The sequence below is a fragment of the Burkholderia sp. HI2714 genome (genome assembly GCF_002223085.1).
GTDB lineage: Bacteria > Pseudomonadota > Gammaproteobacteria > Burkholderiales > Burkholderiaceae > Burkholderia > Burkholderia lata_D.
In genome coordinates this window covers 314766-336649 of sequence record NZ_NKFM01000015.1, presented here as the reverse complement: position 1 = coordinate 336649, position 21884 = coordinate 314766, and the positions used below count along the sequence as shown (strand labels likewise).

Below are 21884 nucleotides of genomic sequence, written 5' to 3'. Positions count from 1 at the left end.
GTCGACTCAAGCGAGCAGCTCTGCGCCGCCTGGTCCCATGCCTTACGATCGGCCAGCGTTCGCGTTCTGCGCTCCGCTGGTCAGGTTGTCGCTCCCACCCCGTTTCGGGTTGCGTCGACCTGCGGGGCTTGCGCGCCGCGCATGTCGGTTGTCGAATGATCGCACCTCCCGTCGCGCGCGGTAAAGCTTTTGCCGCACGGCATTGCCCACCCTTTCGCCATCGCCGCCCATGAACGCCGTCACTGCCTCGCCCTCCCACGACACGCCGCGTATCGTCGACCTGCAAGCGATTCCGGTCGCCGGCCACGACAGCATGCTGCTCAACCTGAGCGGCGCACACGGCCCGTTCTTCACCCGCAACCTCGTGATCCTGAAGGACAGCGCGGGCCGCACCGGCGTCGGCGAAGTCCCGGGCGGCGAAAGCATCCGCCGCACGCTCGACGATGCGCGCGCGCTCGTCGTCGGCCAGCCGGTCGGCAATTACCACGCGGTGCTCAACGACGTGCGGCGCACCTTCGCCGACCGCGACGCGAGCGGCCGCGGGCTGCAGACCTTCGACCTGCGCACGACGATCCACGCGGTCACCGCGCTCGAAGCCGCGCTGCTCGACCTGCTCGGCCAGCATCTCGGCGTGCCGGTCGCCGCGCTGCTCGGCGAGGGCCAGCAGCGCGAGCGCGTCGAAATGCTCGGCTACCTGTTCTACATCGGCGACCGCACGAAGACCGCCCTCGCCTACCGCGACGGCCGCGGCGCGACCGACGACTGGACGCGCGTGCGCGACGAAGCCGCGCTGACGCCCGAGGCCGTCGTGCGGCTTGCCGAGGCCGCACATGCGCGCTACGGCTTCAACGACTTCAAGCTGAAGGGCGGCGTATTCGAAGGCGCGAGCGAGATCGAGGCCGTGACGGCGCTCGCCGAGCGCTTCCCCGACGCGCGCGTGACGCTCGACCCGAACGGTGCGTGGTCGCTCGACGAGGCCGTGCGGCTGTGCCGCGACCAGCATCACGTGCTTGCGTACGCGGAAGATCCGTGCGGCGCGGAGAACGGCTACTCGGGCCGCGAGGTGATGGCCGAATTCCGCCGCGCGACCGGGCTGCCGACCGCCACCAACATGATTGCGACCGACTGGCGGCAAATGGGTCACGCGGTGCAGTTGCAGGCCGTCGACATCCCGCTCGCCGATCCGCACTTCTGGACGATGCAGGGTTCGGTGCGCGTCGCGCAGATGTGCCGCGACTGGGGCCTCACGTGGGGCTCGCATTCGAACAACCACTTCGACGTGTCGCTCGCGATGTTCACGCACGTCGCGGCCGCCGCGCCGGGCCAGGTCACCGCGATCGACACGCACTGGATCTGGCAGGACGGCGAGCGGCTGACGCGCGAACCGCTGAAGATCGAGAACGGGCTGGTGGAAGTGCCGAAACGGCCGGGGCTCGGCATCGATATCGACATGGATGCCGTCGCGGTCGCGCACGAGCTGTACAAGCAGCACGCGCTGGGTGCCCGCGACGACGCGGCGGCGATGCAGTATTTGATTCCCGGTTGGACCTTCAACAACAAGCGCCCCTGCCTCGTGCGCTGAGCGCGGGACGGACCGGGCGGCAGGGTCGCCCGGTCGAGCCTGGGCCCCACCTACCCGGCCGCACCTAGCCGGCCAGGCCTAGCCGGCCGCACCTACCCGGCCAGCCCAATCCCCCGCGCCATCCCCGACGCGGCGAACACGATGACGATCACCAGTACCGCCTGCCAATGGCCGATCCGCACATAGGTGCGCGCACGGCCAAGCTCGGGCATCTGCTGCTGTCGCGCGGCGACGCGCCACCGGATCAGCCCGAGCATCGGCACGACCTCGAGCAGCAGGATCAGCACGAGCGCGGTCATCTTCAGGTGAAAGAGCGGTTCGTGCAGGTAGTACGCGGCACCTTTCTCGAAACCGCCGAACGCGCGCATCAGGCCCGTCACGATCAGCACGAGCGCCGACAGCCCCCACGCGGCATCCGCCTTGAATACGCCGGGCAGGTCGGCCGCCTGCGCCGACGCGATGAGCCGGCGCAACGCGCGGTTACGCCCCGCGATCGCGGCAAACGCGACGCCGAACGCACTCAGGTGAATGGCAGCCAGCAACCAGCGGACGATCATCACGCCTCCCTGTCGCCCGCATGCCGTGCGCGGGACGTGTCAGACGATCTGTTTGAGCGCGGCGTCGAGCGCGAGCACCGCGACGCGGTCGCCTTCGGTCGCGAGCGGCGCGCGCATGACGATCTGCCGGTTATGGCCGACGGCCGCCGGCGAATCCCACAGCAGTTCGACCTTCGGTCGATTGAAGAAGCTGCCGCGGCGCGGCGGCACGACGGCCGGCTGCGCGTCCGAGGCCCCCTCGCCCGCGGCAGGCGCCGCCTGGCCGGGCCAGCGCACCGACAGTTCGCGCGCATCGTACTGGCCGACCTTGCGGCTTTCCATCCACACGATCGCGGTGCGCGTCAGCACGTCGAGCGAAATCGCATAACGGCCGACCGCGAAGCGCCGGGCGGCCACGTTGGTCCGCCACAGCGGCCGCGGACGGCAGATCCAGACGATCGCCGCATAAAGCGCCGGTGCGGCGACGAGCCAGCCGTTGGTCGCCGTCACCGCATGCAGCGCGAGGCGCCAGCCGTCCACCCAGACGAACATGCCGATCGACCAGACGGCAAACAGGAAACCGATCAGCGCGAAGACGCGCAGCGCCTGGCGCAGCCACTGCGGCAGCGGATGAAACGGTCGTTCGGCACGCGCGACGGCGCCCGGCAGCGCGAGCAACAGGAAGATCAGCACGAGGTAGACGAATGCCCAGGGCGACGACACCATCGCCGACAGCGACGAGCGATAGCCCATCTGGGACATCGAGAACAGCCAGCGCGCGAGCAGCACGAGACCGATCGCACGCAACGCGAAGATCACACCGGCGCCGGGGGCCGGCGCTGCGCGCGTGGATTTCGTTCTCGCCAAGACTGCTCTCCTCTGGATATTCGTGCGGGGCCGGATTTCACGGCACGGCCATTATAGGGACATTACCGTCTGGACAGACGGACGGATGCCCTGCCGGGCCGCTTCGGGGGCCGTTCGCGGCGTCGGGCGCGGCGAGAATACAACAGATCCGCGCCGTGGATGTGACAACGCCCCGCCGGGAACCCGGACGGGGCGTCGATGGCAAGCCGCCCGCCGCAGCGCGGCGGCGGCCGCGATCAGCTTGCGTTGACTTCGCGGAGCACCGTGCGACGCTTCTGGCGCAGCAGTTCCTCGTAGCCCTTCACGTAGTTCTGCGCCATCACCTTCGACGAGAAGCGGGCTTCGAACGCGGCGCGGACCTTCTCGCGCGGCAGCGTATCGAGGCGCTTGAGCGCGGCAACGGCCGACAGCTCGTCTTCGACGACGAAGCCCGACACGCCGTTGTCGATCACTTCCGGCACCGAGCCGCGCTTGAACGCGATCACCGGCGTGCCGCAGGCCATTGCCTCGATCATCACCAGGCCGAAGGGCTCCGGCCAGTCGATCGGGAACAGCAGCGCGTGCGCGTTGCCGAGGAATTCGGTCTTTTCGGACTCGCTGATTTCGCCGATGTACTCGACGTGCGGCAGCGCGAACAGCGGCTTGATCTTCTCTTCGTAGTACGCGCGGTCAGCCTTGTCGAGCTTCGCGGCGATCTTGATCGGCAGGCCGGCCTGCTCGGCGATGCGGATCGCCGTGTCGACGCGCTTCTCCGGCGAGATGCGGCCCAGGAACGCGAGGTAGCTCGGCTTGACGTTCGGGATCGGCGTCAGCAGGTTTTCCGGCAGGCCGTGGTAGACGGTCGACAGCCAGTTCGCCTGCGGCAGCGGGATGCGCTGGTTGTCGGAGATCGACACGACCGGCACGTCGCTGAATGCGTTGAAGATCGGCTGCAGTTCCGGCAGGTCGAGACGGCCGTGCATCGTCGTCAGATGCGGGACCGGCTGGCGCGAGAACAGCGAGAACGGGTAGTAGTCGATGTGGCAGTGCAGGACATCGAACTCTTCCGCGCGGCGGCGCACCTGCTCGAGGAGCAGCATGTGCGGCGCCATCACGTCGCGGATCGTCGGGTCGAGGCGCAGCGCCTGCGGCCAGCAGGCTTCGAGCTTCGCGGAGGTTTGCGAATCGCCGCTCGCGAAGAGCGTCACGTCATGCCCCATCTCGACAAGTGCTTCGGTGAGGTAGGACACCACTCGCTCGGTACCACCGTACAGTTTCGGGGGCACCGCTTCGTGCAACGGAGCGATTTGGGCGATTCGCATGCGTAACTCCTAAAAAATCGGCTAAAAACCAGGTATGGGTCGGCAACCTGCCGGCGGTCCGGGCTGGATGCATGTCGTCCGAAGATCGGACGAATCAGCCTGCCGGGGGCGTCAAACCCGCGCTGCTCAAGGAGCGTCGGCGACGCGACAGGCATAGAACGTTTGAAACGAAGACCCGTTGACAGGGGTTCGTAAAAAACCTGGAATCGAACCCGGAGCCGATTATCTAGGGTTAATCCCGATACGGCGCACAACATTTCAAACACTTTACTTTGTTACAAAGGTGCAACACTTTGCAACCCGCGGACTTGGGTGTCCGTTCTAGAGTGGAAGGCCCTTTTGGCATTCCTTGACCCCGTGACCGCCGGCAGCGTGATTCCGGCACATGAGGCAGGACGGGATGCCGGATTTTATCTCAAAATCGACCGCGAGCCCCTGGCCAAGGCAAGATTCGCGCAGCGCGACACGCGGGCTTGTTTACAATGCCGGATTATTCAGTCCGGGCGAACGCCGGCCTGCGATCCAGCCGCCACGCTCACTCACCGAATCACCGCACGCATATTTTGGAATCTCTCACCCCTGCCCAGCGCAACGCCCACAACGCGAAGCTGTCGAGCTACGCGCATCGACCGATCGCGTTCCTGTTCCGCTACATCCGCCTGCATCCCGTCGCCCACCTCATCGTGCTCGGCAGCGTGCTGGCCGCCGTCGGCTGCGCGCTCGGCTCGCAATACGCGATCAAGCACCTGATCGACGTGCTGGCGGCCGGGCGGCATCACCCCGGCCCGCTGTGGAGCGCGTTCGCGCTGCTCGTCGGGCTGATCGCGGCCGACAACCTGCTGTGGCGCGTCGGCGGCTGGTTCGCCGCGCACACGTTCGTCGCGGTCACCGGCGACCTGCGGCGTGACCTGTTCCAGTACCTGATCGGCCATTCGCCCACCTACTACGCCGAAAAGCAGCCCGGCACGCTGGCGAGCCGCATCACGGCCACGTCGAACGCGGTCTACACGTCGGAGAACACGATGGCGTGGAACGTGCTGCCGCCGTGCATCGCGGTGATGGGCGCGATCCTGATGATCATCGTCGTCAATCCGATGATGGCGGCCGGCCTGCTCGGCTGTTCGGCCGTGCTGTCCGTCATCCTGTTCAAGCTCGCCGGGCGCGGCTCGGCCCGCCACCACGCGTTCGCGGCGAAGGCCGCGGCGGTCGACGGCGAGCTCGTCGACGTGATCGGCAACATGGGCCTCGTGCGTGCGTTCGGGATGACGCTGCGCGAGCAGAAGCGCTTCGGCGCGACGGTCAAGGCCGAGATGGATGCGCGCCAGCAGAGCCTGCTCTATCTCGAGAAGCTGCGCCTGCTGCACGCGGTGATCACCGCGATGCTGTCCGCCGGCCTGCTCGGCTGGGCGCTGTGGCTGTGGGACCAGGGCCGCGCGACGTCGGGCGACATCGTGCTCGTCAGCTCGCTCGGCTTCACGATCCTGCACGGCACGCGCGATCTCGCGGTCGCGCTCGTCGACGTCACGCAGCACATCGCACGCCTGTCCGAGGCGGTCAAGACGCTGCTCGAGCCGCACGGGATGCCGGACAGCTCCGACGCGCAGCCGCTGTCGGCCAAGGGCGGCCGCGTCGATTTCGAGCGCGTGACGTTCGCCTATCCGCACCGCCGCGCGATCCTCGACCACTTCGACCTTCGTATCGAGCCGGGCCAGCGCGTCGGCCTGATCGGCAAGTCGGGCGCCGGCAAGTCGACCGTGCTCGCGCTGCTGCAGCGTTTCTACGACACGCAGGACGGCGCCGTGAAGGTCGACGGCCAGGACGTGAAGACGATCACGCAGGACAGCCTGCGCCACGCGATCGCGCTCGTGCCGCAGGACATCTCGCTGCTGCACCGGACGATCTACGACAACATCGCGTACGGCCGCCCCGAAGCGACCCGCGAGGAAGTGCTCGCCGCCGCGCGCGACGCCCGCTGTGCAGAGTTCATCGAAGCGATGCCGGAAGGCTATGACACGATCGTCGGCGACCGCGGCGTCAAGCTGTCGGGCGGCCAGCGCCAGCGTATCGCGATCGCGCGCGCGATCCTGAAGGATGCGCCGATCCTGCTGCTCGACGAAGCGACGTCCGCGCTCGACAGCGCCTCCGAGGAAGCGATCCAGAGCGCGCTCGACCGCCTGATGGTCGGCCGCACGGTGATCGCGATCGCCCACCGCCTGTCGACGCTGCGCAACTTCGACCGGATCATCGTGATGAACAACGGCAAGGTGATCGACGACGGCCCGCCCGACGTGCTACGCAACCGCCCGGGCCTGTACCGCGACCTGCTCGCGAAACAGCACGGCCGCCATCACCCGGCCCCCGACGGCAGCACGCCGACCGGCGAACGCGTGGCCTGACACACCGGTCCGCAGCCGACAAAAAAGCCGCAGTGCGCGTCGCACTGCGGCTTTTTTATTACTCGGTGAACCGCCCGTTACGCTTGCTGCAGATCGCGCAGGAAGTTGTCGCGCCACACCGACACGTTGTTCTCGCGAAGCTGCGCGATCATGTCCGTATAACGCGCGCGCCGCTCGGCGAGCGGCATCGTCAGCGCCTGCGACAGCGCATCGGCCATCCCGTCGATATCGATCGGATTGACGATCAGCGCCCCCGTCAGCTCGCGTGCGGCACCCGCGAAGCGCGACAGCACGAGCACGCCCGGATCCTCCGGATTCTGCGCGGACACATACTCCTTCGCGACGAGGTTCATCCCGTCGCGCAGCGGTGTCACGTAGCCGACCCGCGCGAGCCGGTACAGCGCAGCGAGCAGCTGGCGGTCGTACTGGCGATGGATATAGAGGATCGGCGCCCAGTCGAGTTCGGCGAAGCGTCCGTTGATGCGCCCCGACTCCCCTTCGAGCTGCAGGCGGATGTCCTGGTACGCGCGCAGCTCCGCGCGGGTCGACGGTGCGATCTGCAGGAACGACACGCGATTGCGATGCGACGGCTCGTGCTCGAGCAGCTTCTCGAACGCGCGGAAGCGCTCGACGAGCCCCTTCGAGTAATCGAGCCGGTCGACGCTCATGATCAGCTTGCGGCCGCGCAGCGAGGTCGCGAGCGTACGCACCGCCTTGCCGTGCTCGCCGGCCTGCGCGAGCGACGCGATCTCGTCCGGATGCACGCCGATCGGATAGGCGGCCGCGCGCAGCGTCCGGCCGAATGCGCGCACCGTCGCCAGGTGGCCGTCGCGCTCGATCGCGCCGCCCGCTTCCGATTCGACGTAGTCGCAGAACGCGCGCAGGTCGGGTTCGGTCTGGAAGCCGAGCAGGTCGAACGCGCACAGCGACTCGACGAGGTCGCGATGCGGCGGCACGCTGACGAGTACCTGCGCAGCCGGAAACGGGATGTGCAGGAAGAAGCCGATGCGGTTCTTCACGCCGGCCGCGCGCAGCGCGCGCGCGAACGGGATCAGGTGATAGTCGTGCACCCAGATCACGTCGTCGTCCTGCAGCAGCGGCACGAGCTGCTGGGCGAGCCACACGTTCACGCGGCTATAGCCTTCGAACTCGTGACGGTCGTACTGGATCAGGTCGGTGCGGTAGTGAAACGCGGGCCACAGCGTCGCGTTCGAGAAGCCGCGGTAATACTGGTCGTAGTCGCGCCGCGACAGGCCGATGGTCGCGAACGTGACCGGCCCGTGCTCCTCGACGCGGATCTGCGGCGCGCCGGACGCGACGACCTCGCCGCTCCAGCCGAACCACATGCCGCCCGTCTCCTTCAGCGCATCGTAGACGCCGATCGCGAGACCGCCCGCCGCCGGTTCGCCTTCCGAAATCGGCGCGACGCGGTTTGAAACAATGATGAGGCGACTCATGCGTCCGGTTGCCCCGCACCGAGCCAGCGCGCGATCTGCTCATGCAGCGCGTCGACCGAATCGAGCCGCGTGCGGGCAGACGTCTCGCCCGCGCCGACCTTGATCGACAGGCCGCCGCGCGCGTTGACCACCGCGAAGCCCTTCTCGTCGGTCAGGTCGTCGCCCGCGAACACCGGCATACGCCCCGCGAACGGCGGTTCGTCGAGGAACGCAGCGAGCGCGCGCCCCTTGTCGACGCCTTTCGGCTTGATCTCGAACACCATCTTGCCGGGCTGCAGCACATACGCATCGGCGTAGTCGGCGACGAGGCGCTCGGTGGCCGCGCGTGCAGCCGCCTCGCGCTCGGGCGCGTTGCGGTAGTGCAGCGCGACGGCCGCGCCCTTGATTTCGAGCAGCATGCCCGGATGACGGTCGACGACGGCCGCCAGCTCGCGCTCGATGCGCAGCAGGCGTTCGTCGTTGAAGCCGATGCGCTGCGTGTCGCCGTTCGCATCGCGGCGCTCCGCGCCGTGCAGGCCGGCGATCGGCATGCCGGGCATCTGCAGGAACGTGTCGATATTGTCGATGCCGCGCCCGGACACGATCGCGACCGCGCCGTGCGAGCGGCGCTGCAGCTCGTCGAGCAGCGTCAGCAGCGACGGCGGAACATGAATGCTGTCGGGCGTCGGCGCCAGTTCGACGAGCGTGCCGTCGAAGTCGAAGAAGAACGCGGTGTCGGTCAGGGACAGGGAAGCCGGAACGGATTGCATCGATTCGATAGTGTGAGGGCCGGCCGGCAAATACCGGGCGGCCGCTGCGCGAATGGAATTGTGCGCATCTTACCGCGCCTGCGCATCGAGATGGGCGAAACCGGTGCGGCGCCGGCATCGCGCCGCCGCGCGCGTCAACTGCGACATATTGCCCCGCTCGCCCGCGGCGTACGGGTTTCGAAAGGACGCGGGCGCGCGAATTGCGCTACAGTCGCAACCGCCTGCCGCGCGACGCATGGCGCCGCGCCACCGGCCACCATTTCGTCTGATCGAGCCTTAGGGACTGTTTCCATATGGAACGCACATGCGAATGCCCGAAATCGCCCGTATGGCAAGGAGTGAGGAGCGCCGTTTGGCTTTGCCAAACGCCCCGAAGGAAGTCCCCTTGGGGGACAAGCGACGAGCGACGCCGCCATACGGGCGATTTCGGGCATTCCCGTGACATGATTTTCTTTAATTTGGGGTTGCCACGAGAACGGCCGCTCGCCGCGTTGCGCTCCTTGCGAATACGTCAGTATTCGCAGCGTCGCGCGCCTCGCGAGCGGCCGTTCTCGTGGCAACGCATGCGCGTTCCATATGGAAACAGTCCCTAAGATGTCGTCTGCCCGCACCACGCCGCACCGGCGCTTCTCCCGCCTCATCCGCACGGCCGCGGCCCTCGCCGCCACCGTGGCGCTCGCCGCGTGCACGCACGACGAGCCGCGCTGGAACCTGACCAACGTTACCGGCCACCTGCCCGACCTGTCGTTCACGCTGACGGGCGGCGACGGCCATCCCGTCGACGCCGATGCGTTCCACGGTCAGGTCGCGCTCGTCTACTTCGGCTACACGCACTGCCCCGATGTCTGCCCCGAAACGATGGCGCGGCTGATGGAAGTGCTGGCGAAGCTCGGCCCGCAGGCCAACAACGTGCGCATCCTGTTCGTTTCGGTCGATCCTGCGCGCGACACGCCGCAGGCGATGCAATCGTATGTCGCCGCGTTCGACGCCGCGCATGCACGCGGCCTGACCGGCACCGACCGCCAGATCGAGTCGCTCGCGAAACGCTATCGCGTCGCGTACCAGATGGAAAAGCGCGATCCATCCGGCGGCTACGAAGTCACGCACAGCTCGGCCGTCTACATCTTCGACGCGAGCGGCCGCGCCCGCCTGCTGGCGACCGACCGCGACTCGCCCGACGCCATCGCCGCCGATCTGCGCCGGATCATCGACACCGCGTCCACTACCTGAATTCATCCCGACATGAAAACGAAAACGACCCTCAAGACGCTCGCCCTCCTCGCCGCGCTGTGCGCCGGCGCCCACGCATATGCCGCCGGCGCGATCACCGCGCAGAACGCCTGGGTGCGCTGGCTGCCGAACAAGCTGCCGGCCGGCGGCTACGTGACGCTCGTGAACACGAGCGACAAGCCGGTCGATCTCGTCGACGTCGACAGCCCCGACTACGGGATGGCGATGCTGCACCAGACCGTCTCGAACGGCTCGACGCAGAAGATGGAAATGGTCGACAAGCTGACGATCCCCGCGCGCGGCAAGGTCGACATCGCGCCGGGCGGCTACCACTTCATGCTCGAGGAGCCGAAGCACGCGATCAAGCCGGGCGACACCGTGCACCTGCGCCTGAAGTTCTCCGACGGCGAAACGGTCGATGCGCCGTTCGCCGTGAAATCGCCGGCCCAGGCGAAGTGATGCGCGCGCGATGAACCTCCTGTACTGGCTCGATCCGTGGGAACCGTCCCCCACCGTGGTGATCGCGGTGCTGACCGCCGCCGTGCTGTTCGCACGCGGCGTGAAGAAGGCGAAGGTATCGCCGCTGCGGCAGTTCTCGTTCTGGTTCGGGCTGACGGCGCTCTACATCGCGCTGCATACGCGGCTCGACTATTTCTTCGAGCACGAGTTCTTCCTGCACCGCGCGCAGCACCTCGTGCTGCACCACCTCGGGCCGTTCTTCATTGCGTTGTCGTATCCGGGCGCGGCGATGCGCGCGGGCATTCCGTTCCGCTGGCGGCAGCGTTTCGTGCGCCCCGCGCTCGCGTGGGCGCCCGTGCGCGCGACGCTCGACGTGGTGTTCCATCCCGTCGTCGCGGTCGTGCTGTTCGTCGGGCTGATCTATTTCTGGCTGCTGTCGCCGATCCACTTCATCGCGATGCTCGACTGGCGTCTCTATCGCGTGATGAACTGGAGCATGGTGATCGACGGGCTGCTGTTCTGGTGGCTCGTCGTCGATCCGCGCCCCGCGCCGCCCGCGCGGTTGTCGCCGGGCCGCCGGATCCTGATCGTCGTCGCGGCGATCCCGCCGCAGATCGCGCTCGGCGCGCTGATCTTCTTCACGCCGCACGAGCTGTATCCGATCTATTCGATCTGCGGCCGTGCGTTCACATGGCTGAGCCCGCTGCGCGACCAGCAGATCGGCGGCCTGCTGCTGTGGATTCCCGGCTCGATGATGAGCGTGATCGGCGCGCTGATCGCGCTGCGGCACTGGCTGCGGCTGTCCGCGCGCGGCCGCCTGATCGATGAACGGGCCGCGCAGCGCGCGGCCCGGCCGCCGGTCGCGCACGCCGCGCACTGACGGCTGGGCGGCGCATCGCGCATTACGCGCGTGCGCTGCTCATCCACACGTGCGGGATGCCGTCCTCGTCGTGCACGTCCGAACTCGGCGTGAAACCGAATGCGCCGTAAAAACGCTGCAAGTGGGCCTGCGCATGCAGGCTCACCGGCATATCCGGCCACTGCGCGCGGATATGCTCGAGCGCACGCGACAGCAGCCCGTTGCCGAGGCCCGCGCCGCGAAACGCGGCGGTCGTCAGCACGCGGCCGATGCGTACGTCGGTGTTCTGCGCATCGGGCAGCAGCACACGCAGATAGCCGGCCAAGCGACCGGCCGGATCGAAGGCGGCCAGATGCCATGCGGCCTGATCCGCGTCGTCGATGTCACGATACACGCAGTTCTGCTCGACGACGAACACCGCGCTGCGGGCTTCGAGGATCGAATAGACTTCGCGCGCCGTCAGCGCGTCGAAGAATTTCCAGCGCCAGTCGAGATCGGCGGCGCTCGGGGATGCAGCGGATGCGTTCATGGTCGGTCCTGATTCGGGCGCGCCGGCCGGCGCGCGGCAATCGACGATTATGCCTCGAAGCGCACTCGCCGCGCGACCGACTGCCCGCGCACAAAAAAAGCCCCGCATTGCGCGGGGCCTGTCCGTCATGCCGGCATCTGACCGAAGCGGCCGCTGTTGAAATCGTCGATCGCGGTACGAATCTCCGCTTGCGAGTTCATCACGAACGGCCCGTAACCGACGACGGGTTCGTCGATCGGTTCGCCGCTCAGGATCAGCAGCTTCGCGTCGCCGTTCGCTTCGATCTCGACATCGCTGCCGTCGCGGCCGAGTTGCACGAACTGCGCTTCGCGGGCGACCGTCTCGCCGTTCACCTGCACGGTACCGCTCAGCACGACCACCGCGAGCGTACGCCCTTCGGCGACCGGGAACCGCGCATGGCCGCCGGCCACGAGCCGCACGTCCCACACGTCGATCGGCGTATGCGTGCGGGCCGGGCCGCGCCGCCCGTCGAGTTCGCCCGCGATGATCCGCGCACGCCCCGCGCCGTCCGGCAGCTCGACCACGGGGATGTCGGCGTTCAGCAGCGTCTGGTAGCCGGGCGCCCCCATCTTGTCCGCGGCGGGCAGGTTCACCCACAGCTGCACCATCTCGAGCGGGCCGCCCCGCTTCGTGAACCCTTCCGAGTGGAATTCCTCATGCAGGATCCCGCTCGCGGCCGTCATCCACTGCACGTCGCCCGGGCCGATCACGCCGCCCGCGCCGGTCGAGTCGCGGTGCGCAACCTCGCCGTCATAGACGATCGTCACCGTCTCGAACCCGCGGTGCGGATGCTGGCCGACACCGCGCGGTGCCGCGGCCGAGCCCGGCTCGAACGTGGTCGGGCCGGCGTAATCGAGCAGCAGGAACGGGCTCAGGTGCGCGCCGTGGGACTGGTAGCTGAACATCGAACGCACCGGGAAACCGTCGCCGACCCAATGGCCGCGCGGCGCACTGTACACACCCTGGATCTTCTTCATTGCCTTCTCCGAATTGCGGCGAAACACGTGTTTCGCATCCTGGGTAGAAATATAGTGGTGGAACGATCGATCCGGTAGACTGCCAAAATCGCACTCAGCGTTCCATTTCATGAACGATAAAGCGCGGGATCTGAACGATCTCTATTACTTCGTGCAGGTCGTCGAACACGGGGGCTTCGCTCCGGCCGGGCGGGCGCTGGACATGCCGAAATCGAAGCTGAGCCGCCGCATCGCGCTGCTCGAGGCGCGGCTCGGGATGCGGCTGATCCAGCGCTCGACGCGCCGCTTCACGGTCACCGACGTCGGCCAGACCTATTACGCGCATTGCCGCGCGATGCTCGTCGAAGCCGATGCGGCCGACGAGGCGATCGCGCTGCTGCACGAGGAGCCACGCGGCATCGTGCGCGTCAGTTGCCCGATCGTGCTGCTCGATTCGCTGGTCGGCACGATGATCGCCGCGTTCATGATCGCGTGCCCGCGCGTCGAGATTCATCTGGAAGCGACCAACCGGCGCGTCGACGTGGTCGGCGAAGGGATCGACGTCGCGATCCGTGTACGCCCGCCGCCGCTCGAAGACAGCGATCTCGCGCTGCGCGTGCTGGCCGAGCGCGGCCAGTGCCTCGTCGCGAGCCCGGCGCTGCTGCGCGAGCACGGCGCCCCGGCCGTTCCCGCCGATCTCGCGCGCCTGCCGAGTCTCGATCACGGCGCCCCGCAGTCCGCGCACGTGTGGCGGCTGCGCGGGCCCGACGGCGCGCACGCGGAAATTCATCACCAGCCGCGCTTCGTGACGGGCGGCATGCTCGCGCTGCGCGCGGCAGCCGTCGCGGGTGTCGGCATCGTGCAGTTGCCGACGATGATGGTGCGCGACGAGGTCGCGCGCGGCGAGCTGGTGACCGTGCTGCCCGACTGGGCGCCGCGCCGCGAGATCGTGCATGCGGTGTTCGCGTCGCGCCGGGGGTTGCTGCCTGCGGTGCGCGCACTGCTGGATTTTCTCGCGGAGCGGTTTGCCGAACTCGAACCCGATTGAGTGCGCCGCTTCACGCGTGACCGGGCGCTGCAAACCCCGCGCGCATGCCGTAGACTGCGGTACGCACATCGCGCATTCCACAACCCTGATCGCTTTCCCGCCATGTTCACGCTGTCCAACGACCCCAACGCCTCCAAGGCCGATCAATACGCGACGCTCGTCGAGCAGGCGCGTGCGCTCGTCGAATCCGAACGCGACCTGACCGCGAACGCGGCCAACTTCTCCGCGCTGGTCTACCACTCACTCGACCGTCTCAACTGGGCCGGCTTCTACTTCTTCGACGGGACGGAACTCGTGGTCGGGCCGTTCCAGGGCAAGCCCGCCTGCGTGCGGATCGCGCTCGGCAAGGGCGTGTGCGGCACGGCCGCGCAGACGCGCGAGACGCAGGTCGTGCGCGACGTGCATGACTTCCCCGGCCATATCGCGTGCGACGCCGCATCGGAATCGGAAATCGTCGTGCCGCTGGTGGCCGCCGACGGCACGCTGATCGGCGTGTGGGACGTCGACAGCCCGGTCGCCGCGCGCTTCGACGACGAAGACCGCCAGGGGATGGAAGCGCTGTGCCGCGTGTTCGTCGAACACGCATGGCAGAAGGCGCGCGGTTGAGCGGCGGCCAGACCGCGCTCCCCCACCAAGCAATCGGTCGCCGCGTTCGCGCGTCAATCGCGCGCGCCGCGCAACCTCGAACGAAAGCGAAACGGGCCCCGCAAAGGGGCCCGTTTCACTGTGCCGCTGCACCACCCTTCGTGGCGCACTGCAGGTATCAGGCAGCGTGCGTGCCGGACAGCGCCGGGAACGCCTGCGGCTTCGCGTCCTCGGTCAGCACCTCGAAGCCCGTTTCCGTCACCACGACCATGTGCTCCCATTGCGCCGACAGTGAATGGTCCTTCGTGACCACCGTCCAGCCGTCCGCCAGCATGCGCGTGTCGCGCTTGCCCGCGTTGAGCATCGGCTCGATCGTGAAGATCATCCCCGGCCGGAGCGGCACGCCGGTGCCCGGACGGCCGTAGTGAAGCACCTGCGGCTCGTCGTGATAGACATCGCCGATGCCGTGCCCGCAGTATTCGCGAACCACGCTGAATCCTTCGCGATGCGCGACCTGCTGGATCGCGTAGCCGACGTCGCCGAGCGTCGCACCCGGACGCACCGCGCGAATGCCCGCATGCATCGCTTCATAGGTCGTCGCGACGAGGCGCCGCGCAAGCTCGTTCGGTTCGCCGACGAAATACATGCGGCTCGTATCGCCGAACCAGCCGTCCTTGATCACCGCGATGTCGAGGTTCACGATGTCGCCGTCGCGCAGCGGCCGCGACGTCGGAATGCCGTGACACACCACGTGGTTGACCGATGTGCACAGCGTCTTCGGATAACCGTGGTAGCCGATGTTCGCCGGGATCGCGCCGAGCACGTCGACGATGTATTCGCGGCAGCGTGCGTCCAGATCATCGGTGGTGACGCCCGGCTTCACGTGCTCGGTGATCATCGTCAGCACCTGCGACGCGAGCTTCGCGGCTTCGCGCGACTTGGCGATTTCCGCGGCGCCGCGGATCGGGATGTCTCGTTTCGCCATTACGCCACCTGCTCGATGCCGTGCTCGACCGGTTCCGCCGGCCCCGTCTCACCGCCCCGTGCTTCGGCCTCGATCAGCATCCGGCAGATGTCACCGTAGGACAGCGCCGGATTGAGTTCCGCCAGCATCCCGACGCGCAGCCAGTGTTCGGCCTGCGCGTTGATCGAGCGGCTCAGCGCCGTGCTGGTCGAGCGCAGCCGCTCGTGCATGTGCTCGGAAATCTTGATGATGCCCATATATCCCCAATTAAACGAAACGTAGTCGATTCGTATATTACGCCGCGCAGGACTGCTGGGCAAGCTATTGGAATCCCGTCGAGCCGTCGGAGGTCGATCCCGTTGACAGCGAATTCCAGTTTGCTGGAAAATAAATCCATCATGAAAGAATCAGCGACCGCCGTTACCGACGACACCGGCATTAACGAACGCATCGCCCGGCGCTTACGCGACCTGCGCACCGTGCGAGGCTACACGCTCGATGCGCTGGCCGCGCGCTCCGGCGTCAGCCGTTCGATGATCTCGCTCATCGAACGCGCATCGGCCAGCCCGACGGCCGTCGTGCTCGACAAGCTCGCGGCCGGGCTCGGCGTGTCGCTGGCTGGCCTGTTCGGCGGCGCCCCGGACGACACGCCCGCGCAGCCGCTGGCCCGCCGCGCGCAGCAGGCCGAATGGCGAGATCCGGCGTCCGGCTATGTGCGCCGCAACCTCTCCCCGGCCGGCTGGCCGTCGCCGATCCAGCTCGTCGAGGTGGATTTCCCGCCCGGCGCACGCGTCGCGTACGACAGCGGTGGACGCGAAAGCGCGCTGCATCAGCAGGTGTGGGTGATCAGCGGCCGCGTCGACGTCACGTTCGGCGACGCGCTTCACGAACTTCACGAAGGCGACTGCCTGGCGATGCGGCTCGACCAGCCGCTGATTTTCAGCAATCCGTCGTCGCATGCCGCCCGCTATGTCGTCGCGATCTGCGATGCGTCTGCCGCCGCCGGCGTGCGGAACCTCTGATGAACGCGTCGTCGCAGTTGCCGTGCGCGCGCCCTATCCATTGCCCACAGGAGCCGGTATGAATTCCCCGAAACAGCGCGACGACGTGCGCCTGATCGATTGCAGCGAGGCCGAGCATGCGCCGGCCATCCTCGAGATCCTGAACGACGCGATCGCGAACTCGACCGCGCTGTACGACTACAAGCCGCGTCCACCGGAAGCGATGGTCGCGTGGTTCGCGGCGAAGCGCGCGGGCGGCTTCCCGGTCATCGGCGCGGTCGATGCGTCGGGCACGCTGCTGGGCTTTGCGAGCTGGGGCACGTTCCGCGCGTTTCCCGCCTTCAAGTACACGGTCGAACACAGCGTGTACGTGCATTGCGACCAGCGCGGCCGCGGGCTGGGCGAGGTGCTGCTGCGCGAAGTGGTCCGGCGCGCGCGCGAAGCGCAGGTACACGTGGTGGTCGGCTGCATCGATGCGACCAATGCGGGAAGCATCGCACTGCATACGAAACTGGGCTTCGTGCACGCGGGAACGATCACGCAGGCGGGATTCAAGTTCGGCCGGTGGCTCGACGCGGCGTTCTATCAACTGACGCTCGACACGCCGGCGCAGCCGGTGGATGGGTGATCGGTCGGGGGCCGTTGCATGCGCCGTGCGCGTCGGCCACCAAGCGATGCGGAGACGTGTAGCGTGCACGCGTGCCGCCACCTCCTCTTCTTGGCCGAAAAGCGCGCTTCTCGCCTGCTCGTCAGGGCCGCTAGGCAACTCGGGTTCCAAAGCACTTCCCTGTCACATGAGCACGCAACCCCCGCGGCACCTGCAATCATCACCCCGATGGTGCAACAGTGCCTGCGCCCTGTCTGACAAGGTTCGCGCCTAAAGCGACGCCGCGACCTACGCCCGCCTTTTCGGGGACGAGCCGTTGCCGACCCACTGCGGTCTCCCGCAACGCTCTGGCGCATACCTTCGAAGCAATCGTTGAGCGCATCGCAGATACACCGCGGCTACGCCCCTTCAATAGCCCTAGGTAGATTTCCTGCAACGAGCTCAACGCCGCACTCCTCCGACCGCCTTTTCGCGGCAACCAAGAACTTTGTACCCCGAGCATCAGGTGCGTACTCAATCCGCACCTCTTTGCCGCGGGGCACGCTCTCCCCTTACCAGTCTCCCGACGCGCTATGTAACAACACCCCGCGCGAGCGGAACGGGCAATTTGCAGTAGAGCGGTAACGGCAACCATAGTTTCATTTACCGAATATTCATCGTGATCGGCACTCGGATCCGAAACCGAAACTACAACGCTCGGCGCTGACAAAAACATCCGCTATTGCCAAGAGAGAAATGCTCAATTTAATTAAATATAAAATCATGAAATTGACACCTAAGGGTAAACGATAAATCGTTTACCACACCTTATTTAAGGAAATTTCCTAAGATGATCTAACGGGGATGACGGACTGGATTATTTCCTGCCACCGGAAAATCATTACGGCACTTCTTTTTTAAAAACTATTGAAAAATTTCACCAGAGCCTCCGGCAGTCGCCAATGGGGCGGAAAGACCTATTGCCGACGACAAACATTCCGAGCACGAGCACTGGATGCCTGTCAAAAAATATACAACCCGAATCCCGGGCGCTGTAGATTTTGTCTACCAAAGAGTATCAGACCGTCAATCGCAGATTACGGAGACATTTATGTAAAAAATCAATCCATCCATGAACCCAGTGCAGCGAAGCACAAAATCCATCTTTCATCGTGGAGACCGAAAATGACTTCTTATTATGTTGATTTCAACAACGATACCAAGCAGACCTGGACTATGGCTGTATACCAGACCCTGCCGAGTTCAATTGGACTGGAGAGCGTGTCGTGGAAGCAAACGACCGTCCCTCAAAGTGGCGCCAGCGGTGTGACGTGGGATATTTTCTACAACGTCGCCATTGCCAATTACCAGCAGATCGGTGGCATTGGAGTCTACAAAGCCAGTCAGACGTTGAAGACGGAATTGGGAACAGCATGGGACTGCATTTTCCAAGATAATGTCCAGCAATTGGTGCCGGGGTCCGGTTCCGTACCGGGAGATTCCGTCCTGATCAATAACAAGTCGACCAATCTCGCGAACCTTGGCATCGGCATGAGCGGTCAGGGATCGGTGTTCAAGAAGGGCGTGGTCAGCGGCGCATCGGCTCAGTTCCAGGTGACACCGACTTATTGGGTCGGTTTGTTCAATTCACTCGTCCTCGGCGAAGTGATTTCAAGCAATGTCGTGGTGGGTCCGCTACAGCTGTCCTACCCTAGCGGGCAGAATCTCGCGACTGTCAACGCATACATGGACGGCAACACGATCAAGCTCAACGTCACATACGGCCAGCAAGTGGCTATCGAAAATAATGTGGCGGAAAGAATCATTGCTGCGCAACCAGCGCGGTCCGGGATTTTGCTCGAATACGGTAACTAAATGGCTACGTGCCATTGTTATGCGAGAGATAAGTACCGTAACGGTGCCTATTTTGTTACCCACTACCTTTCGACCGAGATAATCGATATGCGCACCATTGCCAAGATCCTCTTTCCGACCTTGATGGCGTGCCTCTTTTTTAACGGAGAAGCCGGCGCCGCCGAAAAATCCTTCTGCTATTACCATCACAATTGTCCTGCCGACGGAAAGCTGCCGAAAGGTCAGTTGCCCGAGCAATACACCAAGCGGCAATGCACGAACGGAGGAGGAAAGAGCTGGGGCGAAGGCCCGAAGAGCTGCGAGAATGTGAACGATTGATGGGGCAATCGCCTCTAAAAACGAGTCCACCTCGTCACACGAGGTAATAGCAGGAAGAATCGCATAATTATTTAATATCCCAACAACTGCTTTTATATTTATGGCGCACCTTCACCTCGTGCCTGAACGGTGCGTTCGCAGCCCCTGCCACTTCCCTCGTTGTGGCAGGGGGTTTTTTAGTGTCCCCCGATATTACGGTCGCACGGTCTGGTCACGCCATAGGCGGGCCTTCCAAACGAGTTGCCCGAATTCCGCCAACACGCGGGACAGGACGAGTTGCTCGACGCCTGGAGCACAACCACCTTCAGGAAATGACGCTCGAACAACGCTTCGTGCCGGATCGCGTGCATGTGCACCGAACGTTGGAGGGCCGCACGACGGCGACCATTGATGGAAAGCCCACACCGGCGTCGGCCACAAGTACTTTTCCCCGCGGGGCGACAGCGCCTTTCCGGTCCTGCCGGTCACAGGGTGGCATTACTCTCGCCCGTTCGATGGCCGGGAACCCGCCATCGATGGCATGAAAACCGCATGCGGAGCGACGCCGATCGCATCGCGGTCGTCCGCAACGTTCAACGACGTCGGCTCTGGTAATGCGACCGATGGTCGTTGAGACTGAGGTACTCGCTCGCGAGCGGCAGATGCGCGACCGACAATTCCGCCTCCAAACGCAACGGATTCGAAGCCGGCGGACGTTCAGTCCGCGTCCGGAACGTCTGCCCACAGTTTCCCGCCAAAGCAACTTTTCTGCAGGTTCGCGAGATTTGACTGACTCACCGCCGCCAGCCGCTGGCGGGCTATGCTCGCCACCACACTGCTAGCCCGTCAAAACAACTTGACGGGCCACGCCACATCGCCCCAACTCAAGACAAGCAACCAATTTTGGCGATCAGCAATTAATTAGAGTCGTCAATTCAATTACTCGCTCTCATCTTCGGACGCGCGAGGAGTTGCAGTAATAAACGGATCGAAACTCATAGGAGGCGAATCATCAAGAATCAAACTCATACTATATTGGACCTTGGTACCCGCCTTCGCAACATACGCCTGTGTGCTAGTCACGCCACCCGGCGGGATATGATCAACATTGATCATGCCAGAATTTACAGCCTGCCCGTTAATTCCAGCTATTGAAACATCATTCCCAGGATTAATTGATGTAACAGTCCATTGAATCGTATCCTTGACCTTGCATGTCGTCAGCAACTCATTCCCGCCCTCTCCATTGACTCCAACGTACCCGGTCGAATCGATCATATACGTGTATTTGGCAAGATTCTTCTCCTGAAGAGCCTTGCTAACATTGACGACCACCAGAACATAACGGATTGCCATGACGCCCTCATTTATAAAAAATAGATCATAAATTGATTCGAGCCAAAATCACCACAAAGCAGCCACTCCAAACCTCAAATACCCGCCACAACCAGAAACAGCTCCTGCACCGTCGATACTAACCCCGTCAATGAAAATTTCAATTACAACCAATAACATCCATCAACCCTCGAAAAGAATCAATTAACTCGACAATTAACAAAAGCCGATCAAACGCGATCTTCGATTGACGAAACATTTTCATCATCTAGAATCATTCTGAGCTTCACCTCACCAACAATCGAAAGGAATCGAAAATGGAAACGATCAAACCGAATATTCTCGAAATTTACAAAGACGCAAGAGTCATTCGGATCGAGGCAAGTCCGAATATCTACACCAACAATCTGCTCGCCACACTGGCCCAGCGAAACGGCGACGAAATCCATTTTCAATTTCTGGCCGACCCATCAAGAGGTCAATCCGCAATAGATCACATTTACGTTGCACTAATGGCCAGCCTCTATTCCGGCCGCCCCGTAACCATTCAAACGAATGGAAGAGCGAGCGCAGAGGGATACGGCTACATTAGCAATTGCACCCTTTCCGCCCCCCAGTCTTCACAATGAATCTCAACTGTTGACACGCGAGCAAAACCGCTCCGTTTGCAGCCGGTTTTTTCATCGAAAACAGGCCCACATGTTCGAATGCCGGCTTGGGACGCCAAGCAGGAAAACCGGAGCGCTTGCGGTGAGCATGTTGGCCAAAATCCGGCGAAAGCATTTCCCGATGGCGTCCCTCTCCGGGATATTTCCCGACGTACCGGGCTGTCCAGCAACACGATCAGACGAGGGCTTCGAGAGCCATTCGCTCGCGAGGGATGAAGGTTCGCAGCGCGGTGCGTTCGGTCCTATGTCGTTCGAATATGAGGACGCGTTCCAGTTTGACTGGGCTGCGAACACGTCCCCATCTGCGGATTGCGCCGGCGCCTCTAAGCGGCGCATGTAAAACTCGCGACAAGCCGGGCATTCTCGCTGGTTGGGTACGACACCCGAAGTCGTGAAATGTTGTTCAGTTCGTCGTTGTCGGCCGAGAACACTTCATCCTTGATGCTGATAAGGATCGTGCCGAGCCTCCGCTTCCGAACTGTCGACAACGCGGCAACGATCAGCTCCGCCGACTGTAGTGGTCAAATGAATCCGGACACTGATTTAGGTGAGAATGCTCGCGGTCTGAACCGCCTGGATTTCT

The 21884-nt window shown here is 64.5% G+C and carries 22 protein-coding genes; 12 read left to right on the top strand and 10 right to left on the bottom strand.

From position 1 onward, the window contains the following. Positions 1-229 precede the first annotated feature (229 nt). Positions 230-1582 (top strand): glucarate dehydratase, encoded by a 1353-nt coding sequence (gudD, locus tag CFB82_RS06190; protein ID WP_089483606.1) that lies wholly within the window; start codon positions 230-232, stop codon positions 1580-1582. Between the two features lie 92 nt (positions 1583-1674). Here the strand turns inward: gudD and CFB82_RS06185 are convergent, their stop codons facing one another. From CFB82_RS06185 to CFB82_RS06175, 3 genes are all read right to left on the bottom strand, one after another. Continuing rightward, the gene (locus tag CFB82_RS06185) at positions 1675-2139 is read right to left on the bottom strand and encodes a DUF2214 family protein (RefSeq protein ID WP_089483605.1); all 465 of its coding nucleotides are present in this window, start codon (positions 2137-2139) and stop codon (positions 1675-1677) included. A gap of 39 nt (positions 2140-2178) precedes the next feature. Continuing rightward, positions 2179-2985: a hypothetical protein gene (locus CFB82_RS06180; RefSeq protein ID WP_089483604.1), complete on the bottom strand. Its 807-nt coding sequence runs from the start codon at positions 2983-2985 to the stop codon at positions 2179-2181. A 236-nt stretch (positions 2986-3221) separates the two neighbouring features. Next, positions 3222-4286: a glycosyltransferase family 4 protein gene (locus CFB82_RS06175; protein WP_006476459.1), complete on the bottom strand. Its 1065-nt coding sequence runs from the start codon at positions 4284-4286 to the stop codon at positions 3222-3224. A 563-nt stretch (positions 4287-4849) separates the two neighbouring features. Here CFB82_RS06175 and CFB82_RS06170 point away from each other — a divergent pair. Then, a complete protein-coding gene (locus CFB82_RS06170) occupies positions 4850-6682 on the top strand; it encodes an ABC transporter ATP-binding protein (protein ID WP_089483603.1) in 1833 nt (610 codons plus the stop codon). 77 nt (positions 6683-6759) lie between these two features. Here CFB82_RS06170 and otsA read toward each other — a convergent pair whose 3' ends face one another. Together otsA and otsB are read right to left on the bottom strand one after the other, a co-directional pair. Further along, positions 6760-8139: an alpha,alpha-trehalose-phosphate synthase (UDP-forming) gene (otsA, locus tag CFB82_RS06165; protein ID WP_089483602.1), complete on the bottom strand. Its 1380-nt coding sequence runs from the start codon at positions 8137-8139 to the stop codon at positions 6760-6762. After that, positions 8136-8888: a trehalose-phosphatase gene (gene otsB, locus CFB82_RS06160; protein WP_089483601.1), complete on the bottom strand. Its 753-nt coding sequence runs from the start codon at positions 8886-8888 to the stop codon at positions 8136-8138. The genes otsA and otsB overlap by 4 nt, the downstream gene beginning before the upstream one ends. A gap of 594 nt (positions 8889-9482) precedes the next feature. Between otsB and CFB82_RS06155 the strand changes: the two genes are divergently transcribed. The 3 genes from CFB82_RS06155 to CFB82_RS06145 are packed head-to-tail and all read left to right on the top strand — an operon-like array spanning position 9483 to position 11457. Beyond that, positions 9483-10118 (top strand): SCO family protein, encoded by a 636-nt coding sequence (locus CFB82_RS06155; RefSeq protein WP_089483600.1) that lies wholly within the window; start codon positions 9483-9485, stop codon positions 10116-10118. Positions 10119-10130: 12 nt separating this feature from the next. Then, positions 10131-10577 carry a copper chaperone PCu(A)C gene (locus CFB82_RS06150; protein ID WP_011351435.1) on the top strand — a complete coding sequence of 149 codons (447 nt, stop codon included), beginning with the start codon at positions 10131-10133 and terminating at the stop codon, positions 10575-10577. Positions 10578-10587: 10 nt separating this feature from the next. Next, the gene (locus CFB82_RS06145; protein ID WP_089483599.1) at positions 10588-11457 is read left to right on the top strand and encodes a cytochrome c oxidase assembly protein; all 870 of its coding nucleotides are present in this window, start codon (positions 10588-10590) and stop codon (positions 11455-11457) included. 22 nt (positions 11458-11479) lie between these two features. On the opposite strand, the gene CFB82_RS06140 is transcribed toward CFB82_RS06145, so the two are convergent. Together CFB82_RS06140 and CFB82_RS06135 are read right to left on the bottom strand one after the other, a co-directional pair. Continuing rightward, positions 11480-11965, bottom strand: a complete 486-nt coding sequence (locus CFB82_RS06140) for a GNAT family N-acetyltransferase (RefSeq protein WP_089483598.1) — start codon at positions 11963-11965, stop codon at positions 11480-11482. Between the two features lie 125 nt (positions 11966-12090). After that, positions 12091-12963, bottom strand: coding sequence for a pirin family protein (locus tag CFB82_RS06135; RefSeq protein ID WP_089483597.1), 873 nt, complete (start codon positions 12961-12963; stop codon positions 12091-12093). Between the two features lie 109 nt (positions 12964-13072). Here CFB82_RS06135 and CFB82_RS06130 point away from each other — a divergent pair, with 109 nt between their 5' ends. Then, entirely contained in the window at positions 13073-13990 is a 918-nt protein-coding gene (locus CFB82_RS06130; protein ID WP_089483596.1) for a LysR family transcriptional regulator, read from the top strand. Between the two features lie 102 nt (positions 13991-14092). Next, on the top strand, positions 14093-14596 hold the full coding sequence (locus CFB82_RS06125) for a GAF domain-containing protein (protein ID WP_089483595.1): 504 nt from the start codon (positions 14093-14095) through the stop codon (positions 14594-14596). Positions 14597-14753: 157 nt separating this feature from the next. Here CFB82_RS06125 and map read toward each other — a convergent pair whose 3' ends face one another. Together map and CFB82_RS06115 are read right to left on the bottom strand one after the other, a co-directional pair. Beyond that, on the bottom strand, positions 14754-15560 hold the full coding sequence (gene map, locus CFB82_RS06120) for a type I methionyl aminopeptidase (RefSeq protein WP_089483594.1): 807 nt from the start codon (positions 15558-15560) through the stop codon (positions 14754-14756). Further along, complete coding sequence (locus CFB82_RS06115; RefSeq protein WP_039348336.1) at positions 15560-15796, bottom strand: ParD-like family protein; 237 nt, start codon at positions 15794-15796, stop codon at positions 15560-15562. The genes map and CFB82_RS06115 overlap by 1 nt, the downstream gene beginning before the upstream one ends. A 141-nt stretch (positions 15797-15937) precedes the next feature. Here CFB82_RS06115 and CFB82_RS06110 point away from each other — a divergent pair, with 141 nt between their 5' ends. From CFB82_RS06110 to CFB82_RS06095, 4 genes are all read left to right on the top strand, one after another. After that, the gene (locus CFB82_RS06110) at positions 15938-16561 is read left to right on the top strand and encodes a helix-turn-helix domain-containing protein (protein WP_089483593.1); all 624 of its coding nucleotides are present in this window, start codon (positions 15938-15940) and stop codon (positions 16559-16561) included. A 58-nt stretch (positions 16562-16619) separates the two neighbouring features. Beyond that, positions 16620-17168 carry a GNAT family N-acetyltransferase gene (locus CFB82_RS06105; protein WP_089483592.1) on the top strand — a complete coding sequence of 183 codons (549 nt, stop codon included), beginning with the start codon at positions 16620-16622 and terminating at the stop codon, positions 17166-17168. Positions 17169-18311: 1143 nt separating this feature from the next. Continuing rightward, complete coding sequence (locus CFB82_RS06100) at positions 18312-19001, top strand: hypothetical protein (RefSeq protein ID WP_089483591.1); 690 nt, start codon at positions 18312-18314, stop codon at positions 18999-19001. 87 nt (positions 19002-19088) lie between these two features. Further along, positions 19089-19319, top strand: coding sequence for a hypothetical protein (locus CFB82_RS06095; protein WP_069247495.1), 231 nt, complete (start codon positions 19089-19091; stop codon positions 19317-19319). Positions 19320-20237: 918 nt separating this feature from the next. Here CFB82_RS06095 and CFB82_RS06085 read toward each other — a convergent pair. After that, positions 20238-20654 carry a hypothetical protein gene (locus tag CFB82_RS06085; RefSeq protein ID WP_089483590.1) on the bottom strand — a complete coding sequence of 139 codons (417 nt, stop codon included), beginning with the start codon at positions 20652-20654 and terminating at the stop codon, positions 20238-20240. 296 nt (positions 20655-20950) lie between these two features. Between CFB82_RS06085 and CFB82_RS41965 the strand changes: the two genes are divergently transcribed. Next, positions 20951-21262 carry a hypothetical protein gene (locus CFB82_RS41965; protein ID WP_143750877.1) on the top strand — a complete coding sequence of 104 codons (312 nt, stop codon included), beginning with the start codon at positions 20951-20953 and terminating at the stop codon, positions 21260-21262. Positions 21263-21884: the final 622 nt, after the last annotated feature.